This is a genomic window from Mycobacterium sp. ST-F2 (genome assembly GCF_001905655.1).
In the GTDB taxonomy this organism is placed as follows: domain Bacteria; phylum Actinomycetota; class Actinomycetes; order Mycobacteriales; family Mycobacteriaceae; genus Mycobacterium.
The window spans coordinates 29914-53240 of record NZ_JMHT01000028.1; the positions used below are offsets into that span (position 1 = coordinate 29914).

Sequence of the window (23327 nt, forward strand, 5' to 3'; positions counted from 1 at the left end):
CCTTGGCCGTGTCAGTTTCGTGTGAAAGCTACAACACGTGGTCAGCGGTGTCGGCGCGAATGAAACCGCTGCATTGTTCAGACCGCGCGCAGATAGCGCTGGGTGATCACCCGCTGTGCCGCCCGCGCGACGGGCGAACCCAGCCGGCTCCACCAATTGGCCGGCCGCGAGAATGCACTGATCTCGGCGTAGACCGCATCGGTCGTCGGATCGTGGCGTACGAAGAACAGCTCCTCGCCGGACTCCGGATGGCCGGGCAGCGTCCCGTACGCGAACCCGCGGCGGTCGGGCTCGTCGACGACGTACACCACGCGGCACGGCACCCGCAGGGGCCCGAGGCGGCCCAGCATGTCGGTTCCCGGTGCCGCGGTCACGGTGGTCGCCTCCACCTTCATCCCGACACCCCGCTGCATGCCCCAGCGCAGCAGCGCGTCGGCGGCTGCGTCGAATCGCGCTCGGCCGGTCCCGATCTGGGCCGACGCCCGCACGTGGTGATAGTCGCTCGGCAGCTCACCGGCGGTGGCTCCCACGTCGGGGTAGGTAAATGCCAGTCCCGCCAGGTCGGTCAGTCGCATGAGGCCACCTTGCCACCGTGATAAGAGAAACAGGTGGACAAGCATGCAGGCGGCGGATTCAACCCGCCCGAACCCACCGCCCACGGCGGCCCGGACTACGGCCGGTTCGTCGAGTCCGTCCGCATGGCCGGCGACAACGCCCGCGGCGCCGACGCACCCGACGACGTCATCACCGAGGCTGCCAACCTGATCGAGAAGGCCAACGCCCTACTGGCGCCGTACCGCGCCGACGAGTGGCACTCGCCGTCGGGCCGGCGCCTCGACCTGCCCAACCGCGGCAACATCCTCAACGTGCCGTCGGATCTGAAGGTCACCGACGACGGCCGTATTGCCGGTCCGGTCCGGTTCCGCCGCTTCCATCTGGGTCGCAACGGAGCAGCGCACGGCGGGGCCATCGGGCTGCTGTTCGACTCGGTGCTGGGGCACGCCGCCTACCGGCTCACCGACAGCCCATTCCAGCGCACCGCCTATCTGCACATCAATTACCGGCAGATCGTCCCGGTCGAGCGGGATCTGCAAGCCACCGCCACTTTGGAGCGCGTCGAGGGCCGCAAGATCTTCATCACGGGCGCGCTGCTGGACGGTGACACCGTCCTCGCTGACGCCGAAGCCCTCTTCGTGAAGCTCAAGCCGGGTCAGCCCTGAGGTGGCGCTGCGCCGCGACGCGATGACCGGTGCCGATAGCATGGTCGCGATCGTCACCTAACCATTAGGAGTGTCTCGATGACCGCCGTCGCCAGCCCCGCACCAGCAGCCCCGATCCGGGTCGCTGCCGGGACTACCGCCGGCGCCGCGGTCCGCGAGGCCGGGCTGCCGCAGCGTGGCGAGGTCGACGCCATCGTCGTGGTCAAGGACGCCGACGGCCGGCTGCGCGACCTGTCGTGGATCCCGGACGTCGATGTCGAGGTCATCCCGGTGGCCGCGAACACCGAAGACGGCCGCAGCGTCATCCGCCACTCGTGTGCCCACGTGCTGGCCCAGGCCGTGCAGGACCTCTTCCCGGAGGCCAAGCTCGGCATCGGCCCGCCGATCACCGACGGCTTCTACTACGACTTCGACGTCGCCGAGCCGTTCACGCCGGAGGATCTGGCCAAGCTCGAGAAGCGCATGCAGAAGATCGTCAAGGACGGTCAGTTGTTCGACCGCCGCGTGTACGCGTCCAAGGAGCAGGCCCGCGAGGAGCTGGCCAAGGAGCCGTACAAGCTCGAACTGGTCGACGACAAGTCCGGTGACGCCGACATCATGGAGGTCGGCGGCGACGAGCTGACGGCTTACGACAACCTCAATCCCCGCACCCGCGAACGGATTTGGGGTGACCTGTGCCGTGGCCCGCACATCCCGACCACCAAGCACATCCCGGCGTTCAAGCTCACCCGCAGCAGCGCGGCGTACTGGCGCGGCGACCAGAAGAACGCCAGCCTGCAGCGTGTCTACGGCACCGCCTGGGAGTCGCAGGAGGCGCTGGACAAGCACCTCGAACTGATCGAGGAGGCGCTGCGCCGCGACCACCGCAAGCTGGGCGTCGAGCTGGACCTGTTCAGCTTCCCCGACGAGCTGGGTTCGGGCCTGCCGGTGTTCCATCCCAAGGGCGGCATCATCCGGCGTGAGCTGGAGGACTACTCGCGGCGCAAGCACCAAGAGGCCGGCTACGAGTTCGTCAACACCCCGCACATCACCAAAGAGCAGCTGTACGTCACCTCCGGGCACCTGGAGTGGTACGCCGACGGCATGTACCCGCCCATGCACATCGACGCGGAGTTCAATGAGGACGGCACGCTGCGCAAGCCGGGGCAGAACTACTACCTCAAGCCCATGAACTGCCCCATGCACCACCTGATCTTCCGGTCGCGGGGGCGGTCGTACCGCGAGCTGCCGCTGCGGCTCTTCGAGTTCGGCAGCGTGTACCGCTACGAGAAGTCCGGCGTCGTCCACGGCCTGACCCGGGTGCGCGGCATGACGCAGGACGACGCGCACATCTACGTCACCCGTGAGCAGATGCGCGACGAGCTGACGACGCTGCTGCAGTTCGTGCTGGACCTGCTGAGCGACTACGGCCTGGACGACTACTTCCTGGAGCTGTCGACCAAGGACCCGGACAAGTATGTCGGCTCCGACGAGCTGTGGGACGAGGCCACCGAGACACTGCGCGAGGTCGCCGAGGCCTCCGGCCTGGATCTGGTGCCGGACCCGGGCGGCGCGGCCTTCTACGGCCCCAAGATCTCGGTGCAGGTCAAGGATGCGCTGGGCCGCAGCTGGCAGATGTCGACCATCCAGCTGGATTTCAACATGCCTGACCGGTTCGAGCTGGAGTACACCGCGGCCGACGGCAGCCGTCAGCGCCCGGTGCTGATCCACCGCGCCCTGTTCGGGTCCATCGAGCGGTTCTTCGGCGTGCTCACCGAGCATTATGCCGGCGCGTTCCCGGCCTGGCTGGCCCCTGTCCAGGTGGTCGGCATCCCGGTCGCCGATCCGCACCTGGACTACCTGTATGACGTTGCAGCCCAATTGAAGTCGCGCGGCGTCCGGGTCGAGGTCGACAGCAGCGACGACCGGATGGCGAAGAAGATCGTCAACCACACCAACCAGAAGGTGCCGTTCATGTTGCTGGCGGGGGACCGTGACGTGGAGTCATCGGCGATTTCCTTCCGGTTCGGTGACCGCACCCAGATCAACGGGGTGCCGCTGGCCGAGGCCATCGACATCATCACCGGATGGATCGGCCGCCGCGAAAACGCTGTCCCGACAGCCGAATTGGTGAACGAAGCGCGGGGCGCGCAGGCGTGACCGAGGATCGGAGCATGGTGGACCCCGGCGGCGGAGACGCCATAGTGGACCGGGGTGTTGGCGACGTCGACTATCTGCAGCGGCTGTGGACGCCGCACCGGATGAGCTACATCGTCGACGCTCCGATGAAGGGTGGCGAGGGCACGTCCGCGGGCTCGAAGCAGCCTTTCATCGACATTCCCACGATGTCCGACGAGGAGGGCCTGATCGTCGCGCGCGGCGAGCAGGTCTATGCGGTGCTCAACCTGTACCCGTACAACCCGGGGCACCTCATGGTGGTGCCCTACCGCAAGGTGTCCGAGCTCGAAGACCTCACCGAGGCCGAGAGCGGCGAGCTGATGGCGTTCACCCAGAAGGCGATTCGGGTGATGAAGGCCATCTCGAACCCGCACGCGTTCAACGTCGGGCTCAACCTGGGTACGTCAGCCGGCGGCTCGCTGGCCGACCACCTGCACATGCACGTCGTGCCGCGCTGGGGCGGCGACGCCAACTTCATCACCGTCATCGGCGGCACCAAGGTGATCCCGCAACTGCTGCGCGACACCCGCAAGCTGCTGGCCGACGAATGGGCGGTGCAGGACAGGGCCGGGGCGAGCGCAGCGACGGGAATGGCTGAGGACGCCCCGTGAGCGACTTCTACCTGATGACCCGGGCGGCCTACACGAAGTTGAGCCGCCCGCTGGCCCGGGGAGCACTGCGCATCGGTCTGACGCCGGACAGCGTCACCGTCATCGGTACCACCGCGTCGGTTGTCGGCGCGCTGACGCTGTTCCCGACGGGGCACCTCTGGTACGGCGCCCTCGTGGTCTGGTTCTTCGTGCTGGCCGACATGCTCGACGGCGCCATGGCCCGCGAACGCGGCTACGGCACGCGACTCGGGGCGGTGCTCGACGCGACATGCGACCGCATCGGCGACGGCGCGGTGTTCTGCGGCCTGTTGTGGTGGATCGCGTTCGAGATGCACGACAAGCCGCTGGCCATCGCCACACTCATCTGCCTGGTCACCTCGCAGGTGATCTCGTACATCAAGGCCCGGGCCGAGGCCAGTGGACTGAACGCCGACGGCGGCTTCATCGAACGCCCCGAGCGGCTGATCATCGTGTTGGTGGGTGCTGGGTTCTCGGACCTGCCGATCCATCCGCTGCCGTTGGCGCTGCCCATCGCGATGTGGGTGCTGGCCGTCGCCAGCATCATCACGCTGGGCCAGCGTGTCGCCTCGGTGCGCCGCTCGCCGGGCGCCGATGAGCCGCTGCCGTCGAGCTCGCCCACGAAGGAGCCGTCATGAGCGTTCCCACCGGCGGTGTTCCGTCCTTCGGGGGCTTCGACGTCCCGATGGGCGAGCAGATCAAGGATCTCGGCTACGCCGCGGGCTGGGGGCTGATCCGGACCATGCCGGAGTTCGCGGCCCGCAACATGTTTGACGCGGGTGCGCTGTATGCGGCCCGTGGCGGCGGTCCCGAGCAGTTGCGCAAGAACCTGGCCCGGGTGCTGGGCGTCCGGCCCGCCAAGGCGCCGGGCCGCATCATCCGCGCCTCGCTGGCGTCGTACGGCCGGTACTGGCGGGAGGCGTTCCGGCTGCCGTCGATGAACCAGCGCACCCTCGGCGAGCGGCTCCGGCACTGCCTGGTCGGGAGCGAGAACATCGCGCAGGGCCTCGAGCGTGGGAAGGGCGTGATCCTGGCGGTGCCGCACAGCGGCAACTGGGACATGGCCGGTGTCTCGGTGGTGCACCAGTACGGGAAATTCACCACGGTCGCCGAACGCCTCAAGCCCGAGTCGCTCTACAACCGGTTCGTCGAGTACCGCGAGTCGCTCGGATTCGAGATCCTGCCGCTGACCGGGGGAGTGCGCCCGCCGTTCGAGGTGCTGACCGAGCGGTTGCAGCAGGGCCGCATCGTCTGCCTCATGGCTGACCGCGATTTGTCCCGAAATGGCGTGCAGGTCAATCTCTTCGGCGAGCCGACCCGCATGCCCGCGGGCGCGGCCAAACTCGCCGTCAACACCGGTGCGACGCTGCTGACTGTGCACTGCTGGAACAAGCCCAACGACTGGCAGTTCGACGTCTCGTCGCCGCTCGACACGTCCAGCGGCGACGTCGCGGCCATCACCCAGGATTTGGCGACACGCTTCGAGGCGGGCATCGCCGCGCACCCCACCGATTGGCACATGCTGCAGCCGCAGTGGTTGGCCGACTTGTCCGAGGAACGTCGGGCCCGGTTGGCCGGGAACGACTGATGCGCATCGGCATGGTGTGCCCGTACTCGTTCGACGTACCGGGTGGCGTCCAGGCCCACGTGCTGCAACTGGCCGAGGTCATGCGCGGCTACGGCCACGAGGTCAGCGTGCTGGCACCGTCGTCGGCGGAGACGCACGCCGATCTGCCCGACTATGTCGTCTCCGGCGGAAAAGCCGTGCCGATCCCGTACAACGGGTCGGTCGCCCGGCTGCGGTTCGGCCCGGCCACCCGCCGCATGGTCAAACGCTGGATCGTCGAAGGTGACTTCGACGTGCTGCACCTGCACGAGCCCAACGCGCCCAGCCTGTCGCTACTGGCGCTGATGGTGGCCAGTGGCCCGATCGTCGCGACGTTCCACACGTCGACCACGAAATCGTTGACGCTCAACGTGTTTCAGGGAATTCTGCGGCCCTGGAACGAGAAGATCATGGGCCGCATCGCGGTGTCCGACCTGGCGCGGCGCTGGCAGATGGAGGCCCTGGGTTCGGACGCCGTCGAGATCCCCAACGGCGTCGACGTGTCGGCGTTCGACGATGCGCCGCTGCTGCCCGGCTACCCGAGAACGGGCTGTACTGTCCTTTTTCTAGGCCGGTTCGACGAGCCGCGCAAGGGCATGCAGGTGCTCGTCGGCGCGCTGCCCAAACTGGTGGCGGCCTGCCCTGACGTCGAGGTGCTGATCGTCGGCCGTGGTGACGAGGACGCACTCAAGGAGTCGGTCGGCGAGCACGCCGGGCATCTGCGCTTCCTCGGCCTGGTGAGCGACGAGGAGAAGGCGTCGGCCATGCGCAGCGCCGACGTCTACTGCGCCCCGAACACCGGCGGCGAGAGCTTCGGCATCGTGCTGGTCGAGGCCATGGCGGCGGGCACCGCCGTGGTGGCCAGCGACCTCGACGCCTTCCGGCGCGTGCTCAACCAGGGGGAGGCCGGCCGGCTGGTGCCGGTCGACGACGCCGAGGCCCTGGGCGACGCGCTGGTCGAGATGTTGTCGGACGATGCCGCCCGGCGCCGCTACGCCGACGCGGCGACCCAGGCGGTGCGCCGCTACGACTGGTCGGTGGTCGCGCAGCAGATCATGCTGGTCTACGAGACGGTGGCCGGGTCGGGGATGAAGGTCCGGGTGGAGGCCTAAATGCACTGGCTGTTGATCGTCGCGCTGGTCTGGCTGGCGGTGACGGTCCTGATCACCGTGGTGTGGGCGTACCAGACGGCGCACCGGCTGGACCGGCTGCACGTTCGCTACGACCTGTCCTGGCAGGCCCTCGACGGGGCACTGGCCCGGCGCGCGGTGGTCGCCCGCGCCGTCGCCGCCGACGCATACGGGTCCCGGCCGGCGGGCCGCCGCCTGGCCGCGCTGGCGGACGAAGCCGAACGGGCCCCGCGCGCGGCCCGCGAGGCCGCGGAGAACGAACTGTCGGGAGCCCTGGCGCAGGTCGATCCGGCGTCCATCCCGGTGACCCTGGTAGCCGAGCTCGCCGACGCCGAGGCCCGCGTGCTGCTGGCCCGCCGCTTCCACAACGACGCGGTGCGCGACACCCTCGCGCTGCGTGAGCGCACGCTGGTGCGCTGGCTGCATCTCGGCGGAACCGCCGCCATGCCAACGTATTTCGAGATCGTCGAGCGGGCGTCGCGGCATGAGCCGGGTGCGGTGGGACGACGGCGGTCGGCCCGCGTCGTGCTGCTGGACCAGGACGGGCAGGTGCTGCTGTTCTGCGGCAGCGACCCGGCCGCCGACCCGCTGATGGCGCCGCGGTGGTGGTTCACCGTCGGGGGAGCGGTCGAACCGGACGAGTCGCTGCCGGACGCCGCCGCCCGCGAGATCGCCGAGGAGACCGGGCTGAAGGTCGACCCGGCCGACTTGACCGGCCCGGTGTGGCGCCGGGAGGCGGTGTTCGAGTTCAACGGGTCTGTGATCCGCAGCGAGGAATTCTTCTTCGTGTACCGCACGACACGCTTCGAGCCGGTGACCACCGGCCACACCACCGTGGAACGGCAGTCGATCCACGCGCACCGCTGGTGTGACGCGGCGGTCATCGCCCGGCTGGCCGCAGATGGTGAGACTGTCTACCCATTGCAGCTCGGTGAATACCTTTCCCTCGCAGGCGAATTGGCCGACGGGACGCGTCCGGCGGTGACGGCGGGCGGGGAGCCGCAGCCCATCCGCTGACCTGCGCGGATAACCGATTTGGTCCGGCCACTAGACTTGGCGGGTACCAAATTCTTGAGGGAGATTGCAGTGGATACCGCAGCGGATAACAGCGGTCAGACGGGCACCGCCCGGGTCAAGCGCGGCATGGCCGAGATGCTGAAGGGCGGCGTCATCATGGACGTCGTAACACCCGAGCAGGCGCGCATCGCCGAAGGCTCAGGCGCCGTCGCCGTCATGGCGCTCGAGCGCGTTCCCGCCGATATCCGCGCGCAGGGCGGCGTCTCGCGGATGAGCGACCCGGACATGATCGAGGGCATCATCGACGCCGTCACCATCCCGGTGATGGCCAAGGCCCGTATCGGCCACTTCGTCGAGGCGCAGATTCTGCAGAGCCTCGGCGTGGACTACATCGACGAGTCCGAGGTGCTGACCCCGGCCGACTACACCCACCACATCGACAAGTGGAAGTTCACCGTGCCGTTCGTGTGCGGCGCCACCAACCTGGGTGAGGCCCTGCGCCGGATCAACGAGGGCGCGGCGATGATCCGCTCCAAGGGTGAGGCCGGCACCGGGGACGTCTCCAACGCCACCACCCACATGCGCAAGATCGGCGGCGAGATCCGTCGGCTGACGTCGCTGTCGGAGGACGAACTGTACGTTGCCGCAAAGGAATTGCAGGCGCCGTACGAGCTGGTGGTCGAGGTCGCACGGGCCGGCAAGCTGCCCGTGACGCTGTTCACCGCCGGTGGCATCGCCACCCCGGCCGACGCCGCGATGATGATGCAGCTGGGCGCCGAGGGTGTGTTCGTCGGCTCGGGCATCTTCAAGTCCGGTGACCCGGCGGCCCGCGCCGCGGCCATCGTCAAGGCCACGACGTTCTACGACGACCCCGACACGCTGGCCAAGGTGTCGCGCGGTCTGGGTGAGGCCATGGTCGGCATCAACGTGGAGGATGTGCCGGAGCCTCATCGGCTCGCCGAGCGGGGCTGGTAAAACCAACCCGTGGCAATCGAGCAGATACTCGACCTCGAGCAACTCGAGGTCAACATCTACCGCGGCAGTGTTTTCAGCCCGGAATCGGGCTTCCTGCAGCGCACTTTCGGTGGCCACGTAGCCGGTCAGTCGTTGGTATCGGCGGTGCGCACCGTGGAGCCGAAGTACCAGGTGCACTCGCTGCACGGGTACTTCCTGCGTCCCGGTGACGCCCGCGCACCGACGGTGTACATGGTGGAGCGCATTCGCGACGGTGGGTCGTTCTGCACCCGCCGCGTGAGCGCCATCCAGCACGGCGAGACCATCTTCTCGATGTCGGCGTCGTTCCAGACCGACCAGACGGGCATCGAGCACCAGGACGCCATGCCGGTGCCGCCGCCGCCCGACCTGTCGAAGGGCTTCCGGTCCGCCGGAGCGTTCGACGACGCCGGCTTCGCCCAGTTCGCCGAGTGGGACGTGCGCATCGTGCCGCGCGACCAGGTGGCCCGGGTGCCCGGCAAGGCGTCGCAGCAGCAGGTGTGGTTCCGGCACCGCGACCCACTGCCCGACGACCACGTCCTGCACATCTGCGCCCTGGCCTACATGAGCGACCTGACCCTGTTGGGCTCGGCGCAGGTGAATCACCTTGAGGTACGCAAACATATGAACATCGCCTCGCTGGACCACGCGATGTGGTTCATGCGGCCGTTCCGGGCCGACGAATGGCTGTTGTACGACCAGTCGTCGCCGTCGGCAACCGGGGGCCGGGCGCTGACGCAAGGCAAGATCTTCAACCAGTACGGCGAGATGGTAGCCGCTGTGATGCAGGAGGGGCTGACCCGCTACAACCGCGGCTTCGTCCCGCCGGCGGAGTGAGCCCGCACGTCGGTGTCCTCGCGCTGCAGGGGGACACCCGAGAGCATCTGGCCGCCCTGCGCGAGGCGGGCGCCGAGGTGTCGACGGTCCGGCGCCTCACGGAGCTGAATGCCGTTGACGCCCTGGTGATCCCGGGCGGTGAATCCACCGCGATGAGCCACCTGCTGCGCGAGCTCGAGCTACTGGAGCCGCTGCGTGACCGCCTGGCGGCGGGCATGCCGTGCTACGGATCGTGCGCCGGCATGATCCTGCTCGCCACCGAGATCAACGACGCGGGCGTGCCGGGCCGCGAGGCGCTACCGCTACGCGGGATCGATATGACGGTGCGGCGCAACGCTTTCGGTCGTCAGATCGACTCGTTCGAAGACGACCTCGATTTCGTCGGTCTCGACGATCCCGTGCACGCGGTGTTCATCCGGGCGCCCTGGGTCGAGCGCGTCGGGCCCGACGTCGAGGTGCTGGCCAACGCGGCCGGACATCCCGTCGCCGTCCGTCAGGGCCGCATGCTCGCCACGTCGTTCCACCCCGAGGTCACCGGCGACCGGCGCGTCCACAAGCTCTTCGTCGACTCCCTCTGATCGCGACAACCAGACGCGCAGACGCGCGTAGATCCGCTCATCGTTGAGCAGCGTGAAGTGGTGGGCCTCCGGCAGGTGCAGGCGATTGCCGCGGTCAAAGCCCATGTCGCGCTTGCGGCTTCGGCCCTGCGCGCTGCGCACCTGTACCAGCCCGTCGCCGAGTACCCAGCCGATCGGGTTGGCCGGCGTGCGGGCGATTGTCGCGGTGACGCAGTAGTACGACACCCCAGCGAGCAACGGCACGTCGATCGGCGGCTCCGCGCGCAGGGCATCGGGCTCCCGGTCGCGCCAGTCGCGTTCGTCGAGTGAGCCGAAGCGCAGGTCGCGAATCCCGGTGCTGCGCCGGCGCAGCAGGCTGCCGAACGGGCGCGTCTCGGGCAGCGCGCTGAGCGCGGCCGACCCGTAGTGCACGACCTTCTCCAGCGGTGCGCCGGTGTGTGGCGTGCCCAGCGTGACGACGGTGCGCACCCGGTCCAACCATGACCTGCCGGGCACCGCGCACGCTGACCGGATCACCAGTCCGCCCATCGAATGGCCGACCAGCGAGACCGACGTGACCGGCACCGGCCAGGCGGATACCAATTGGTCCAGCAGTTCGGAGAGGAGCAGGCCGTTGTCGGAGATGTGCAGGCCGGTGTTGTAGCGGATCTCGACGCCGGTGATGCCGATGTCGGCGCCGAGCCGCTGGCCGTAGGTGGGCCGTTTGCCGAGCGCCCAGAAGGCCTCGGTCTCGATCAAGCCGTGGACGAACACCACGACGTCGCCCGTGGCGGCCGGGTAGGCAGCCCGCAGGCTGTCGGTGTCGAGGTCCACCGGCCGGCCGTCGACGCGCACCGACATCGTAGTCGCCAGCACCGAACCCTGCTCGTGGAGCTTGTCGCCGATCAACCCCTGCAGCACCGCGAGCACTCGGGCACCGCCGGCCTGGTCGGACAGCTTGCCGGCAGTCTGGTCGTGCACCGCCTTGCCGGCGATGGGCGCGGCGGTTGTCGCGACGTGACTGATGGTGGAGTAGACGCCGTCGGTGATGGCGTCATACACGACCTTCACGGGCTTGGCGGCGGGGCCGACTCCGAGGCCCACCAGCCGGAACACCCGCTCAGAGATGGCGCGCTGCACCTTGTGGATGCCGTCGACGGCGGTGCCGAGCTCGTTGAGGCCGAGCTCGGTAAGATCCGCGGCTTCGCTGGCGAGGGGGTCGTCCATGAGTTGAGTGTACGACTGTTCACTGGATTGTCTCCTGTGGATCCGCTGATTGTGAGCAGTTTCATCGCATGTCCACGTCATAGCGGCGGCTCGCCCGCTTCACAGCCAGGCCATAGCTGGGGCTGCCTTAATGGTCGGGTGACTACGACATCCGCCGCCGTCCTGGACGCCCCGATGGCCGAGCCGGAAATCACGGCAACCACCAAGACCCGCGAGCGCGTGGCGCTGGCCCTGCTGCTGACGGTCACCGCGGTCGGCTACCTGTGGAACATCACGGTCAACGGCATGGGCAACCAGTTCTACGCCGCCGCGGTGTGGGCCGGCTCGCGCAACTGGGAGGCGCTGCTGTTCGGGTCCATCGACCCGAACAACGTCATCACCGTCGACAAACCGCCGCTGTCGCAGTGGGTGATGGCCTTGTCCGGCCAGATTTTCGGCTTCAGCAGCGCGAGCATGCTGATCCCCGAGGCGTTGATGGCCGTCGGCTCGGTCTGGCTGCTCTACGCCGCGGTACGACGGATCAGTGGTCCACAAGCCGGCCTGCTCGCCGGTGCGGTGCTTGCGCTGACACCGGTGTCCGCCATGATGTTCCGCTTCAACAACCCCGACGCGGCCATGGTGCTGCTGATGACGCTGGCGGCCTACTTCACCGTCCGCGCGCTGAACGACAAGGGCGCCAAATGGATGGCATTGGCCGGTGTCGCACTGGGATTCGCGTTCCTGGCCAAAATGCTCGAGGGTCTGATGGTGATGCCGGCCCTGGGCCTGACGTATCTCGTCGCCGCGCCCGTCGCGCTGCGCAGCCGGCTGTGGCACCTGCTCGGCGCGCTCGGCGCGCTGCTGGTCTCCGCGGGGTGGTTCGTGGTGCTGACCATCCTGTGGCCGGCGTCCTCACGGCCGTACCTGGCCGGCTCGACCGACAACAGCTTCATGAATCTGGTGTTGGGCTACAACGGCTTTGGCCGGGTGCTCGGCAAGAACCACATGGGCAAGAGTGACCCCGACAAGCCGTCGATGGTGCACACCCTGACCGGCGAGCACGCCGGGCATGCGGCCGGTGAGGCGATGAAAACGGCAGGGCATCACGGCGGCTTCGGTGATCAGGTACAAGGGCTGCCCCGCTTGTTCACCGGCGAATTCGGCTTCGAGATCGGCTGGCTGGTGCCGGCGGCGCTGCTGGCCACCGTGCTGGTGCTCGTCTCGCGGGGGCGGGCGCCCCGCACCGATCTGGTCCGCGCCGGCGCCATCCTGTTCGGCGGCTGGCTGGTGAGCGTGGGCCTGGTGCTGAGTTTCATGAAGACCAACGTGCACCCGTATTACTGCCTCGCGCTGGCCCCGGCCATGGCCGCGATGTTCGCGATGTTCGTCGTCGAGTTCTGGCGTCGCCGGGACTCGCGATTCCACCGGTTCGGTTTGGCGACAGTGCTTTTGGGCAGCGGCGTGTGGGGCTTCGTGATCCTCGGCCGCAACGCCGGCTGGCTGCCGGCGCTGCGCTGGGTGCTCCTCGGCGCCGCTGTCGTCGGGGCCGCGGCTCTCATCTGGTCCGACCGCAACCGCAGGCGCATCGCGGCACTGGCGCTGAGCCTGGCGATGTTCGGCGCGGTCGGGGGATCGGTGGCCTACTCGCTCGCGACGTTCGGCCAGCCGCACGTCGGTGGCGGCCCGTCCGTCGGCCCCGCGGACAAGGACGACAAGGGCCACGGCGGCTTCGGCCAGCGCGACGACAATCCCCGACTGAACGCGCTGCTCAAGGCCACCACCACCAAGTGGTCCGCGGCCATCGACCGGTCGTCGCCGGCCGCCGGCCTGGAACTGGCCACCCGCACGCCCGTCATCGCGATCGGCGGGTTCGGCGGCAGCGATCCGGCGCCGACGTTGCAGCAGTTCCAGTCCTACGTGGCCGGCCACGAGGTGGCGTACTACATCGTCTCTGACAACAAGGGCTACTGGGGCGCCGAGGCGCACAGCGACATCGCGGACTGGGTGAGCGCCAATTTCACGCCGCGCAAGGTCGGGTCCGACACCGTCTACGACCTGACGCAGCCGTCACCTAAGGATTGAACGCCGTACTGCCCTCGACGGGGTGTGTGGTGCTGACCAGCTTGGCGTAGCAGTGGTCGCGATCCAGATTGTGGCTGCGGCACCACGACAGGGCGCCGTCCGCGTCGCCGAAGGTGACTCCGGCGATGGTGATCCAGAAGTTCGGTGCCGAGAAGGTCGACCAGTCGCCGGACCAGAGCAGCCGCACTTCCGGGTAGTCCAACCGGAGCTTCAGGTGCTCCCGGAGCGTTGCGGCGTTGTTCCAGGTCATGCCCTCAGCGACCAAACCGGGGCGCTTGCTGCTGAGCTGTGGCACCCAACGGTCGGCCAATTGACTTGTCACGAAAGGCTTGTCGGAGTTGGCGAGCGCGCGGAGCGCATCGAAGCTCGCCGACTCGTCATCGCCGGAGGCCGGCGCGGCAGGCCCGGTGGCGGTGCTCGACGACGATCCGTCGGAAGCCTGCGCGCTCGACTTGCCCGACCCGTCCTGATCGCACGCGACGACCAGAGTGGTGACGTCGAGGTCGACGGCGCCCTGTTGCGTCGCGCCGCCCGTCGGTGCCGCCGAGGTGGAAACCGGTATGCGCCAGAAGGATCCGACCGGGAACCGGAAATCGTGGGTCACCTCGGGGTCGTCCGAGCTGCCGCTGCCGTTCGGCGCCACCACGATGGGCGTGGCGGACAGGTCGAAGGTGCCCGCGGCGATATTGGCCCCGCCGGAGGTGACGGTGACGCGAGTTGTGGGGGAGGACAGCACATCTCCGCCGGGGCAGTGCGCGACGATCTTCATGCGGATGACCAGCGCCCCGGAGTCGGTGCGGATCGACTCCGGCTTGAATTCCGGTGTGCGACCGCATTTGGTGACCAGTTTGGTCCCGCCCGAACCCGAGTCCTGCGACTTGCTGAACTCGTCACTGTCGCCGGCGAGACCGACGTAATAGACCTGCGCGACGCGTTGTGAGGTCAGATGGCCGTTGGCGGGGCCGACCGTGACGGACCAGCCATCCTTGTTCTTGGTGATGCCGGCCGGGGTTCCTCCGGGCGCGTCGGACCGCGGCGCCCATATGGCCAGCGGGTCGGCGAGTCCTTCCGAGTCGCACCAGTAGTAGCCGACCCAGTCGGGATGTTCCACCGGACTACTCCACGCGCCGCCGATCCTCGCCTGGCAATGCAGTCCGTTGTCGAGAATCAGACCAAAGGGGGAGTACGGGCGTTCCGGAGCGTGGCGCGGACTGCTCAAGCCTGCGGCAGGCACCCGGTCGACGACTTTGCGGAACGCGTCCCGTACGCACAACACATGGCTGCTGTCGGCGGCCGGCCAGCAGGCGTCGGCGGAATCAGCCGTCCCACCACAGAACCGCACCGAACTGCCCACGTCATAGGGGGACGGACTGCCGAACGAACAGTCGATCGGCGAGTTGTCGCGGGACTGGGTATTCACCTGCCAGCCACTCTGCACGTTCCCTTGCGCGTCGACCGGCCGCAGCACGGTCACCTCGGGGTCGTTGCTCGTGTTGCCGTGCCGGACCGTGACGATCGTGACGATGGTGGCAACCAGGGCGACGGCAAGCACTACCCCGCCGACAATCCACGGGAGTGCGCGGCGCGGTTTCGGCGCCCCGGGATCGACCTCCAGGGCCCGCGGATCCCAGCCGGGCGGTGTTTGCCAGCCCTGCCAGTTGGGTGGTGGATTCATCGAACCGTCCGGCACCTGCGTAACTTAGCGCCGCCCGCGGCGCTGCAACGCCCAAGTGATGTCGGTCGTTCGGATGAAAATTCGCGTGCGCAGCGCCCAGCGGTGGCACATTCGTGGCGGGGTCAGGGCCGACGGAGGGCCCACGTAAACTGGTCAGTCGAAGTTTCACCAGAAAGAGGGCGTACACGCATGAGCGGCCATTCCAAGTGGGCGACAACCAAGCACAAGAAGGCCGTCATCGACGCCAAGCGCGGCAAGATGTTCGCCAAGCTGATCAAGAACATCGAGGTCGCGGCCCGCGTCGGCGGTGGCGACCCGGGTGGTAACCCGACCCTCTACGACGCCATCCAGAAGGCCAAGAAGAGCTCGGTTCCCAACGACAACATCGAGCGGGCCCGCAAGCGTGGCGGCGGTGAAGAAGCCGGCGGCGCCGACTGGCAGACCATCATGTATGAGGGCTATGGCCCCAACGGTGTCGCGGTGCTCATCGAGTGTCTGACCGACAACCGCAACCGTGCCGCCGGCGAGGTGCGCGTCGCGATGACCCGCAACGGCGGCAACATGGCCGACCCGGGTTCGGTGGCCTACCTGTTCTCCCGCAAGGGCATCATCACGCTGGAGAAGAACGGCCAGACCGAGGACGACGTCCTGATGGCGGTTCTGGACGCCGGCGCCGAAGAGGTCAACGACCTCGGCGACTCCTTCGAGGTCATCTGCGAGCCGACCGACCTGGTCGCGGTGCGCACCGCGCTGCAGGATGCCGGCATCGACTACGACTCGGCCGAGTCGGGTTTCCAGTCGTCGGTGTCGGTCGAGGTCGACCTCGAAGGCGCCCGCAAGGTGTTCAAGCTGGTCGACGCGCTCGAGGACAGCGACGACGTGCAGAACGTCTACACCAACGTCGAGATCCCGGACGACGTCGCCGCGCAGCTCGACGAGGAATAGCACCCGCGGGCTAGACCAGAGGGCCGACGAACGGCACGAGGCGCGCCAGCCAGAGCCACGGCGGACCACCCGTCACGTGCAGTGTCGATGCGACGCCGTAGTGATCCGATGCCCACAGGGGCGGCGGGGACTGCCGGAACGGTTCGGTGCCGGTGAGCGCGGCCGAGTCGGCTGTCACTCCGCGGACGAGGACGTGGTCGAGCCGCAGCAGCGTCGACGACTTCGGGTTGTCCAGCAACGGGGCCTGGCAGCACGACCCCCTGAAGTCCAACGGGTGGGTCGACCACCACGCATCGCCCAGTCCGGCACGCAGAATCCAATAGGCCGGCGTCAGCGGGATGTTGTCAGGGGAGTTCAGATCGCCCATGACCACCACGGAGTGCGGGCTCGCATAGACCCGCAACAGGAGCTCGACAGCCTGCAGTGTCTGCGCCGGTAGCGACAGCGGTGTGACGATCGGCTCGAGGTGGGTGGAGAAGACGCGGACCGTGTGGGTGTCGTCGACGCGGTAGTCCACCGCTGCCCAGCTCCGGTCGATCATCCGTACTCCGTTGGGCGAGAACGCAATCGACTTGGCCAGGTACTGGCCACTTTGCGGGTTGCTGATCCTGTCCGCTTGGTCGGCGCGCACGAGGATCACGTCGCTGCTGGTTCGTCGGATGTCGGTGTAGCCGTTGGGTGAATCCGGATTGATCCGGGCGCCTTCGATGTCGGAGGTCGTGTGATGGGCGGCCACGACATAGGGGGTGCCACCGGCGGCCAGGTCCGCCTGCAGGAGCGTGACCTGGTCGTACACCACGTGGTCGGCGTTCGGGGTCGTCGTCCCCGTTACGCGGTCGCTGACCTGCTGATCGCGCCACACTGTGGCCTCCTGCAACCCGATGATGACCGGATCGGTCTGCCCGATCTGGTTGGCCAGGGCTTTGGATCGGGTCGGGAAATCGGTGGCTACCACGCTGTTCCACAGCTGGGTGTTCGCCTGGTAGGACTGCTGAGCCGTTGAAGCCCGCATGGTCGGGCCCACGTCCCCGCCGACGTAGAGATTCTGGGTCATCACGGTGAATGGGGCACCGGTGCCTTGGGTGGCGGTGGCGAGCTGCCGGCTGGGCGCGGGTATGTGCACGCCGAGGGCGTGCTCGAATTCGCGTCGGGCCCAGGCCAGCACCACCCAGTGCGCGATCGGTGCGAATGGTGACCGCGGTGCGGGAGTTACCTTGGCCGGCTTGACGACAGGCTTGGCGGTGGCCGGGAATCGGATGACGGGACGGTGTGCCGTCTTCGGCCGGGGGTTCGTATGGGTGATCGACTGTTCGCTCGATCCGGTGGTTCCGGCAGATGCGTCGGCGGATGCAATCGCTGGATTCGTGGCAATGAACGCCCCGACTCCGAGTGCCACGGCGAGCGCGCCGACCCGGCCGATCCCTGAAATGACGAACGGTTGCATCATGGCCTCCGCTGGTTCGGTCCCCGTGGCTCACATTGTTGGTTCATCGGCTGCCGATCAGTTCAGTAGTCGACCACTGAACTTTGAATTCGCTGCGCGGCGCCCGTGTCGTCACCGAACTTGTCGGCGGCTCCGGTTAGGCTTTCGCACAAATGTTCTGTCGAAGGAGCTTGGTGTGCGGGTGATGGGCGTCGACCCCGGTCTGACGCGCTGTGGCCTCTCGATGATCGAGGGCGGCACAGGGCGCAAGGTCACGGCGCTCGATGTCGATGTGGTGCGCACCCCGTCCGATGTCGAGTTGCACCGGCGGCTGCTGACCATCAGTGACACCGTCGAACACTGGATGGACACCCACCGCCCCGACGTCATCGCCATCGAGCGGGTGTTCGCCAACCAGAACGCCAACACCGCCATGGGAACGGCGCAGGCCGGAGGGGTGATCGCCCTGGCCGCGGCACGGCGGGGGATCGACGTGCACTTCCACACACCCAGTGAGGTGAAGGCCGCGGTCACCGGCAACGGTCGCGCGGACAAGGCGCAGGTCACCACCATGGTCACCAAAATTCTTGGGCTGCAACAGAAGCCGACCCCTGCCGACGCCGCCGACGCCCTGGCACTGGCCATCTGCCACTGCTGGCGGGCGCCCATGATCGCCCGGATGGCCGAGGCAGAGGCGAAAGCGGCGGAGTTCAAGAAGCAGTACGCAGCGAAAGTGAAGGCGGCACGCGCATGATCGCATCGGTCCGTGGCGAGGTCATCGACATCGCCCTCGATCACGCGGTGATCGAGGCCGCCGGGGTCGGCTACAAGATCATGGCCACGCCCGCCACGTTGTCCACGCTGCGCCGCGGCACCGAGTCGCGACTGATCACCGCGATGATCGTCCGCGAGGATTCCCAGACGCTGTACGGCTTCGCCGACTCCGATGCCCGCGACCTGTTCAACGTCCTGCTCGGGGTGTCCGGCGTCGGCCCCAAGATCGCGCTGGCGACCCTCGCCGTCTATGACGCCCCGGCGCTCCGGCAAGCCCTGGCCGACGGTGACGTCACCGCGCTGACCCGGGTGCCCGGCATCGGCAAGCGCGGTGCCGAACGCATGGTCCTCGAATTGCGCGACAAGATCGGTGCGACGGTCGGTGGCGGCACTGGTGTCGCCGGAGGGCATTCGATCCGCGGGCCCGTGGTGGAAGCCCTTATCGGACTTGGTTTTCCGGCCAAGCAGGCCGAGGAGGCCACCGACAAGGTGCTTGCCAACGACCCCGAGGCCAACACCGCCACCGCACTGCGGGCGGCCCTGTCGATGTTGGGTAAGAAGTGAGCCGGTTCGAAGACGAGGGTGTAGAGGGCGCGGCGCCCGACGTCCGCGAGGTCACACCCGCGCTGACCGTCGGCGAGGGCGACGTCGACGCCAGCCTGCGGCCCAAGTCGCTGCGCGAGTTCATCGGCCAGCCCCGGGTGCGCGAACAGCTGCAACTGGTGCTCGAGGGCGCCAAGAACCGCGGTGGGACACCCGACCACATCCTGCTGTCGGGACCGCCCGGCCTCGGCAAGACCTCGCTGGCCATGATCATCGCCGCCGAGTTGGGCTCGTCGCTGCGCGTCACCTCCGGCCCCGCTCTCGAGCGGGCCGGCGACCTGGCGGCCATGCTCAGCAACCTCGTCGAGGGCGACGTCCTGTTCATCGACGAGATCCACCGCATCGCCCGGCCCGCCGAGGAGATGCTGTACCTCGCCATGGAGGACTTCCGGGTCGACGTGGTGGTCGGCAAGGGTCCCGGGGCGACATCGATTCCGCTGGAGGTCGCGCCGTTCACCCTGGTCGGTGCGACAACCCGCTCGGGTGCGTTGACCGGCCCGCTGCGCGACCGGTTCGGTTTCACCGCGCACATGGATTTCTACGAGCCGCCCGAGCTCGAGCGGGTACTGGCGCGCTCGGCGGGCATCCTGGGCATCGAACTGGGCGCCGAGGCCGGCGCCGAGGTGGCGCGGCGGTCCCGTGGCACGCCACGGATCGCGAACCGGCTGCTGCGCCGGGTGCGTGACTATGCCGAGGTGCGCGCTGACGGTGTCATCACCCGCGACGTCGCCAAGGCGGCGCTGGCGGTCTACGACGTCGACGAACTCGGCCTGGATCGCCTGGACCGGGCCGTGTTGACCGCACTGACGAAGAGTTTCGGGGGCGGTCCGGTCGGCGTCTCGACGCTGGCCGTCGCGGTCGGGGAGGAAGCCACCACCGTCGAGGAGGTGTGTGAGCCGTTCCTGGTGCGGGCGGGCATGATCGCCCGGACCCCGCGGGGACGCGTGGCGACACCCCAGGCGTGGACGCATCTGGGTCTGCAACCACCGATAAACGGACTTGGGCAGGCCGGGCTGTTTGAATAGAACCCATGCTGACTGCAGGGTTGATCGTTGCCGGCCTGGCCGCGCTGCTGCACGTGTACATCTTCGTGATGGAGTCGCTCACCTGGACCTCGCCGCGGACCAGGGCCACCTTCGGGCTCACTGAACAGCAGGCGGTGGACACCAAGGAGCTGGCCTTCAACCAGGGCTTCTACAACCTGTTCCTCGCCATCGTCACCGCGATCGGCATCGGCGCAATTGCGTTGGGCCACTGCGGAATTGGTGTCGCGCTAATCTTCGCCGGGGTCGGTTCGATGCTGGCCGCCGCGTTGGTGCTGCTGGTCTCGTCCCCGGACAAGGCGCGCGCGGCCATCACCCAGGGCATCTTTCCGGCCATCGCTGTCGTGCTGCTGGTGATCGTGGTTGTCAGGTGATCCGCCGCTGCGCGACCGTCGTTGCTGCCGTCGTCCTGGCAGTCACGGGGTGCGGCACAGCGGCTGCCGACCCCGGCCCGGACCCGGCGCAGCTCGCCGAGGCGCTCGTCGCCGATGAGCAGACGGTGCGTGATCCCGCGGCGCCGGAACCGGCGCTGATCGCTGCCGCGCACCGGCAGCAGGCGGCGTACCGCGACATCGCCCGGCATCCGGAATGGGACGCGCTCATCGCGCCGCGCATCCCGCCCGCCCTGGCCGCGGCCTACAACCACAACGTCGATGCCGGCCGTCAGCTGTTCGGGATGACGCCGCCGCGCGACACCGTCCCGCCGTGGACCATCCAACCGCCGGCGCCCGCCGACGAGCTGCTCGGCTACTACCGCGAGGCCCAGGCGGCTTCCGGGGTCGACTGGACCTACCTGGCGGCCATCAACCTCGTCGAGTCGCGGTTCGGCCGGATCAACGGCGACAGTTCGGCCGGGGCGCAGGGGCCCATGCAGTTCCTGCCGTCGACGTTCGCCGCCTACGGCTCCGGCGACATCCGCTCACCCCGCGACTCCATCCTGGCGGCCGGCCGCTACCTGGCCGCCAACGGTTTCGCCGCGGACCCCGACGGGGCCCTGCACCACTACAACCATTCCGGCGCCTACGTCCGTGCGGTTGACGACTACGCGGCGGTCCTGGCCGCCGATCCCGCCGCATTCGCGGGCTACTACCAATGGCAGGTGTACTACCGGACCACGGTCGGGGACCTCGTGCTGCCCACCGGATACTCCGCGTCGAGTCCTGTCCCGGCCGCCGAGTACCTGGCGTCCCATCCTCAGTAGCCGCCCGGCCGATCAGGAAGCAGTCAGATCTACCTGGCATGCCGTCGAGACAGTGGTGACCTGATTCCCGCCGGCGCGTTTGGCTGAGTACATCGCCAGGTCCGCGGCTGCCAGTAATCCGTCGATCAGCAGTGGTGAACCGGGCGGTGCCTGCGCGATGCCGACGCTGGCCGTCGTGCTCCAGGGTTTCGCGGCAACATCCCGGCGTACCTGTTCGGCGAACCGGAGCGCATCGCGATGACGGCCACGGACCGCGACGACGAACTCTTCGCCACCGATCCGGGCGGCCACCGCATCATCGGGGAGCGCTTCCATGATGATCTCGGCGACGCCCATCAGCACCCGGTCGCCCGCGGCGTGCCCGAGAGTGTCGTTGACGCGTTTGAAGTTGTCGAGGTCGATGAAGATGACGCTGGTCTCCGCGTTCTCCCGGGGATCGGTCAGCATCGGCTGCATCTCATGTTCGAAACCTCGGCGGTTGGGCAGCCGGGTCAACGGATCGAGATGCGCCACCACAGAGTCGCTGCCCAACATCACCACCAGCACATGGACGGCGATCGGGAGAATCAGCGTGTTGGCCGACAGCCCGAGGAACATGGCGACGGCCAATTGCGGATTACCCAGCTCCGCCAGTCGCACGCCGCAGATGCCCGCGGCCACCACCGCCGTCAGGGCCACCGACGCCAGATATTTCGGGGTGTGGAAGAACGCCACATAGCCGGCCAGGCAGGCGAAGACGAAGCCCCCGAGGGCGCCCGCCTCGGGATCCCGCTGGACCAGACAGACGCTGGTGACGCAGAAGTCGAGCAGGACGACCAGCACGGTGGATACGTTGCGCCGTGGCCAGTGCGTGAGCCAGACGAGCGAGCACAGCGTGGTGATGACTGCGGCGAGGATCGGGATGGCAACGGCGGCGTCACTCGTCGGACCTGTGGGGCTCCAGATCGTGGTGAGCCCGGTCGCGCCGCCCCCGAGCACGATCAGTCCGATGCCGATCCGGGTATAGGGCTGCAGGCCGCGGTTCTCCAGATACTCCGACAGCCACTCGTAATGGTCGGGCCTGTGCCACCATCGCCGAATCCGCTGCCAGATCAAAGGTCCCGTCCTCCCCTGAGCGCTCAGGAAAGAACTTAGCTCACAATTAACTGCTGGTCGCCAAAAGTCAGCGTAATCCCATTATTTCGGCACATTTTCATACGTTCGGATGATTGCCAGCCACTTGTCGGCATCGGGCCCGGCTGCCCCGCCGCGGCACGGCCCCCGGATGGGGCTCGCGCCGGTTGTGGGCGCTGACGCCCGTGATGGCACACTGGTCAGTACCGCGGCACGGCGATCGGCTGGTCCGGCTCGCGTGCCTGTTCGCAGACTCAACAGAACGAAAGATTTTCGCTGTCATGGATTTGGTTGTCTTCCTGCCGCTGCTCCTGGTCATGGGTGCCTTCATGTTCTTCGCGTCGCGGCGCCAGAGGAAGCAGATGCAGGCCACCATCGACCTGCACAATTCGCTGACAGTCGGCGATCGCGTGCACACCACCTCCGGTCTGCTGGGCACCATCACCCGCATCGACGACGACAACGTGGACCTGGAGATCGCTCCCGGCGTCGTCACCACGTGGATGAAGCTGGCCGTGCGCGATCGCATCGAGGCCACTGAGGACGCGGCCGAGGCCGGCGACGAATTGACCTCGGCTGCCGTCGAAGAAGGCGCGCCGAAGACCGAAGGCTGACATTCCCGCACCAACACGTACCCTTTGCGGGGCTGACGTACCGATCTCAAGGAGACCCTAGAACCGTGGCATCGTCTTCGGCGCCGGTGCACCCATACCGCTATTTGTCGTTGTTTCTGGTGCTGCTCGTCGGCGCCTACCTTCTGGTGTTTCTCACCGGCGACAAGCAGGCCAAGCCCAAGCTGGGCATCGACCTGCAGGGCGGTACCCGGGTCACCCTGACTGCACGTACCCCCGACGGCTCGACGCCCACCCGCGAGTCGCTGATCCAGGCCCAGGAGATCATCGGCGCCCGGGTGAACGGCCTCGGTGTCTCCGGTTCTGAGGTCGTGATCGACGGTTCGAACCTGATCATCACCGTGCCGGGTCAGGATGGCAGCGAGGCCCGCAACCTGGGCCAGACCGCGCGGCTGTACATCCGGCCCGTCGTCCACGTGATCCCGGCACAGGGTGCGCAGCCTGCCAAGCCGGCCGCGCCCGCGGCTCCCACCATTCAGGGGCT

At 68.0% G+C, this 23327-nt stretch carries 22 protein-coding genes and 2 pseudogenes; 19 read left to right on the top strand and 5 right to left on the bottom strand.

Annotation, left to right across the window (positions count from 1 at the left end; all coding sequences use genetic code 11):
* Nucleotides 1-77 precede the first annotated feature (77 nt).
* A complete protein-coding gene (locus tag EB75_RS11855) occupies nucleotides 78-575 on the bottom strand; it encodes a DUF1990 domain-containing protein (protein WP_073695590.1) in 498 nt (165 codons plus the stop codon).
* Nucleotides 576-608: 33 nt separating this feature from the next.
* On the opposite strand from EB75_RS11855, the gene EB75_RS11860 reads away from it, so the two are divergent.
* The 10 genes from EB75_RS11860 to pdxT all read left to right on the top strand — a co-directional run bounded on the left by EB75_RS11860 (nucleotide 609) and on the right by pdxT (nucleotide 10167).
* Nucleotides 609-1220, top strand: coding sequence for a PaaI family thioesterase (locus EB75_RS11860; protein ID WP_073695591.1), 612 nt, complete (start codon nucleotides 609-611; stop codon nucleotides 1218-1220).
* Nucleotides 1221-1298: 78 nt separating this feature from the next.
* Complete coding sequence (gene thrS / locus EB75_RS11865; protein ID WP_073695592.1) at nucleotides 1299-3359, top strand: threonine--tRNA ligase; 2061 nt, start codon at nucleotides 1299-1301, stop codon at nucleotides 3357-3359.
* A 14-nt stretch (nucleotides 3360-3373) separates the two neighbouring features.
* Nucleotides 3374-3988: an ATP adenylyltransferase gene (locus tag EB75_RS11870; protein WP_073695609.1), complete on the top strand. Its 615-nt coding sequence runs from the start codon at nucleotides 3374-3376 to the stop codon at nucleotides 3986-3988.
* Nucleotides 3985-4644 (top strand): phosphatidylinositol phosphate synthase, encoded by a 660-nt coding sequence (gene pgsA, locus EB75_RS11875; protein WP_073695593.1) that lies wholly within the window; start codon nucleotides 3985-3987, stop codon nucleotides 4642-4644. The genes EB75_RS11870 and pgsA overlap by 4 nt, the downstream gene beginning before the upstream one ends.
* Entirely contained in the window at nucleotides 4641-5594 is a 954-nt protein-coding gene (locus tag EB75_RS11880; RefSeq protein ID WP_073695594.1) for a phosphatidylinositol mannoside acyltransferase, read from the top strand. Before pgsA ends, EB75_RS11880 begins: the two co-directional genes overlap by 4 nt.
* Complete coding sequence (locus tag EB75_RS11885; protein ID WP_073695595.1) at nucleotides 5594-6724, top strand: glycosyltransferase family 4 protein; 1131 nt, start codon at nucleotides 5594-5596, stop codon at nucleotides 6722-6724. The genes EB75_RS11880 and EB75_RS11885 overlap by 1 nt, the downstream gene beginning before the upstream one ends.
* A complete protein-coding gene (locus tag EB75_RS11890; protein ID WP_073695596.1) occupies nucleotides 6725-7759 on the top strand; it encodes an NUDIX hydrolase in 1035 nt (344 codons plus the stop codon).
* A gap of 69 nt (nucleotides 7760-7828) precedes the next feature.
* Nucleotides 7829-8734: a pyridoxal 5'-phosphate synthase lyase subunit PdxS gene (gene pdxS, locus EB75_RS11895; RefSeq protein ID WP_020101778.1), complete on the top strand. Its 906-nt coding sequence runs from the start codon at nucleotides 7829-7831 to the stop codon at nucleotides 8732-8734.
* 9 nt (nucleotides 8735-8743) lie between these two features.
* Complete coding sequence (tesB, locus tag EB75_RS11900) at nucleotides 8744-9589, top strand: acyl-CoA thioesterase II (protein ID WP_020101777.1); 846 nt, start codon at nucleotides 8744-8746, stop codon at nucleotides 9587-9589.
* Nucleotides 9586-10167, top strand: coding sequence for a pyridoxal 5'-phosphate synthase glutaminase subunit PdxT (pdxT, locus tag EB75_RS11905; protein ID WP_073695597.1), 582 nt, complete (start codon nucleotides 9586-9588; stop codon nucleotides 10165-10167). Before tesB ends, pdxT begins: the two co-directional genes overlap by 4 nt.
* 354 nt (nucleotides 10168-10521) lie before the next feature.
* On the opposite strand, the pseudogene EB75_RS30165 reads toward pdxT, so the two are convergent.
* A pseudogene (locus EB75_RS30165) lies at nucleotides 10522-11454 on the bottom strand (esterase/lipase family protein); the annotation flags it as partial.
* Nucleotides 11455-11547: 93 nt separating this feature from the next.
* Between EB75_RS30165 and EB75_RS11915 the strand changes: the two are divergent.
* The gene (locus EB75_RS11915; RefSeq protein WP_502689364.1) at nucleotides 11548-13434 is read left to right on the top strand and encodes an ArnT family glycosyltransferase; all 1887 of its coding nucleotides are present in this window, start codon (nucleotides 11548-11550) and stop codon (nucleotides 13432-13434) included.
* On the opposite strand, the gene EB75_RS29585 is transcribed toward EB75_RS11915, so the two are convergent.
* Nucleotides 13424-15109 (bottom strand): hypothetical protein, encoded by a 1686-nt coding sequence (locus EB75_RS29585; protein WP_174557657.1) that lies wholly within the window; start codon nucleotides 15107-15109, stop codon nucleotides 13424-13426. The genes EB75_RS11915 and EB75_RS29585 overlap by 11 nt on opposite strands.
* Nucleotides 15110-15298: 189 nt before the next feature.
* On the opposite strand from EB75_RS29585, the gene EB75_RS11925 reads away from it, so the two are divergent.
* On the top strand, nucleotides 15299-16054 hold the full coding sequence (locus EB75_RS11925) for a YebC/PmpR family DNA-binding transcriptional regulator (RefSeq protein ID WP_020101773.1): 756 nt from the start codon (nucleotides 15299-15301) through the stop codon (nucleotides 16052-16054).
* A 10-nt stretch (nucleotides 16055-16064) separates the two neighbouring features.
* Here EB75_RS11925 and EB75_RS11930 read toward each other — a convergent pair whose 3' ends face one another.
* Nucleotides 16065-17498 carry an endonuclease/exonuclease/phosphatase family protein gene (locus tag EB75_RS11930; RefSeq protein ID WP_168176031.1) on the bottom strand — a complete coding sequence of 478 codons (1434 nt, stop codon included), beginning with the start codon at nucleotides 17496-17498 and terminating at the stop codon, nucleotides 16065-16067.
* 175 nt (nucleotides 17499-17673) lie between these two features.
* On the opposite strand from EB75_RS11930, the gene ruvC reads away from it, so the two are divergent.
* Genes ruvC through EB75_RS11955 form a run of 5 tightly spaced genes read left to right on the top strand, consistent with a single transcriptional unit; the run spans nucleotide 17674 to nucleotide 21098 of the window.
* Nucleotides 17674-18231, top strand: a complete 558-nt coding sequence (ruvC, locus tag EB75_RS11935) for a crossover junction endodeoxyribonuclease RuvC (RefSeq protein ID WP_073695602.1) — start codon at nucleotides 17674-17676, stop codon at nucleotides 18229-18231.
* Nucleotides 18228-18815 carry a Holliday junction branch migration protein RuvA gene (gene ruvA / locus EB75_RS11940; RefSeq protein ID WP_073695603.1) on the top strand — a complete coding sequence of 196 codons (588 nt, stop codon included), beginning with the start codon at nucleotides 18228-18230 and terminating at the stop codon, nucleotides 18813-18815. The genes ruvC and ruvA overlap by 4 nt, the downstream gene beginning before the upstream one ends.
* Nucleotides 18812-19879: a Holliday junction branch migration DNA helicase RuvB gene (gene ruvB, locus EB75_RS11945; RefSeq protein ID WP_073695604.1), complete on the top strand. Its 1068-nt coding sequence runs from the start codon at nucleotides 18812-18814 to the stop codon at nucleotides 19877-19879. The genes ruvA and ruvB overlap by 4 nt, the downstream gene beginning before the upstream one ends.
* Before the next feature lie 5 nt (nucleotides 19880-19884).
* Nucleotides 19885-20271, top strand: a complete 387-nt coding sequence (locus EB75_RS11950) for a DUF1304 domain-containing protein (protein ID WP_073695605.1) — start codon at nucleotides 19885-19887, stop codon at nucleotides 20269-20271.
* A 35-nt stretch (nucleotides 20272-20306) separates the two neighbouring features.
* The gene (locus tag EB75_RS11955; protein WP_286150158.1) at nucleotides 20307-21098 is read left to right on the top strand and encodes a lytic transglycosylase domain-containing protein; all 792 of its coding nucleotides are present in this window, start codon (nucleotides 20307-20309) and stop codon (nucleotides 21096-21098) included.
* Between the two features lie 12 nt (nucleotides 21099-21110).
* On the opposite strand, the gene EB75_RS11960 is transcribed toward EB75_RS11955, so the two are convergent.
* Nucleotides 21111-22193, bottom strand: coding sequence for a GGDEF domain-containing protein (locus EB75_RS11960; RefSeq protein ID WP_083612184.1), 1083 nt, complete (start codon nucleotides 22191-22193; stop codon nucleotides 21111-21113).
* A 299-nt stretch (nucleotides 22194-22492) separates the two neighbouring features.
* Here EB75_RS11960 and yajC point away from each other — a divergent pair, with 299 nt between their 5' ends.
* Both yajC and EB75_RS11970 read left to right on the top strand, forming a co-directional pair.
* Entirely contained in the window at nucleotides 22493-22825 is a 333-nt protein-coding gene (yajC, locus tag EB75_RS11965) for a preprotein translocase subunit YajC (protein ID WP_073695611.1), read from the top strand.
* 65 nt (nucleotides 22826-22890) lie between these two features.
* Nucleotides 22891-23327: pseudogene (locus EB75_RS11970) on the top strand (protein translocase subunit SecD); the annotation flags it as partial.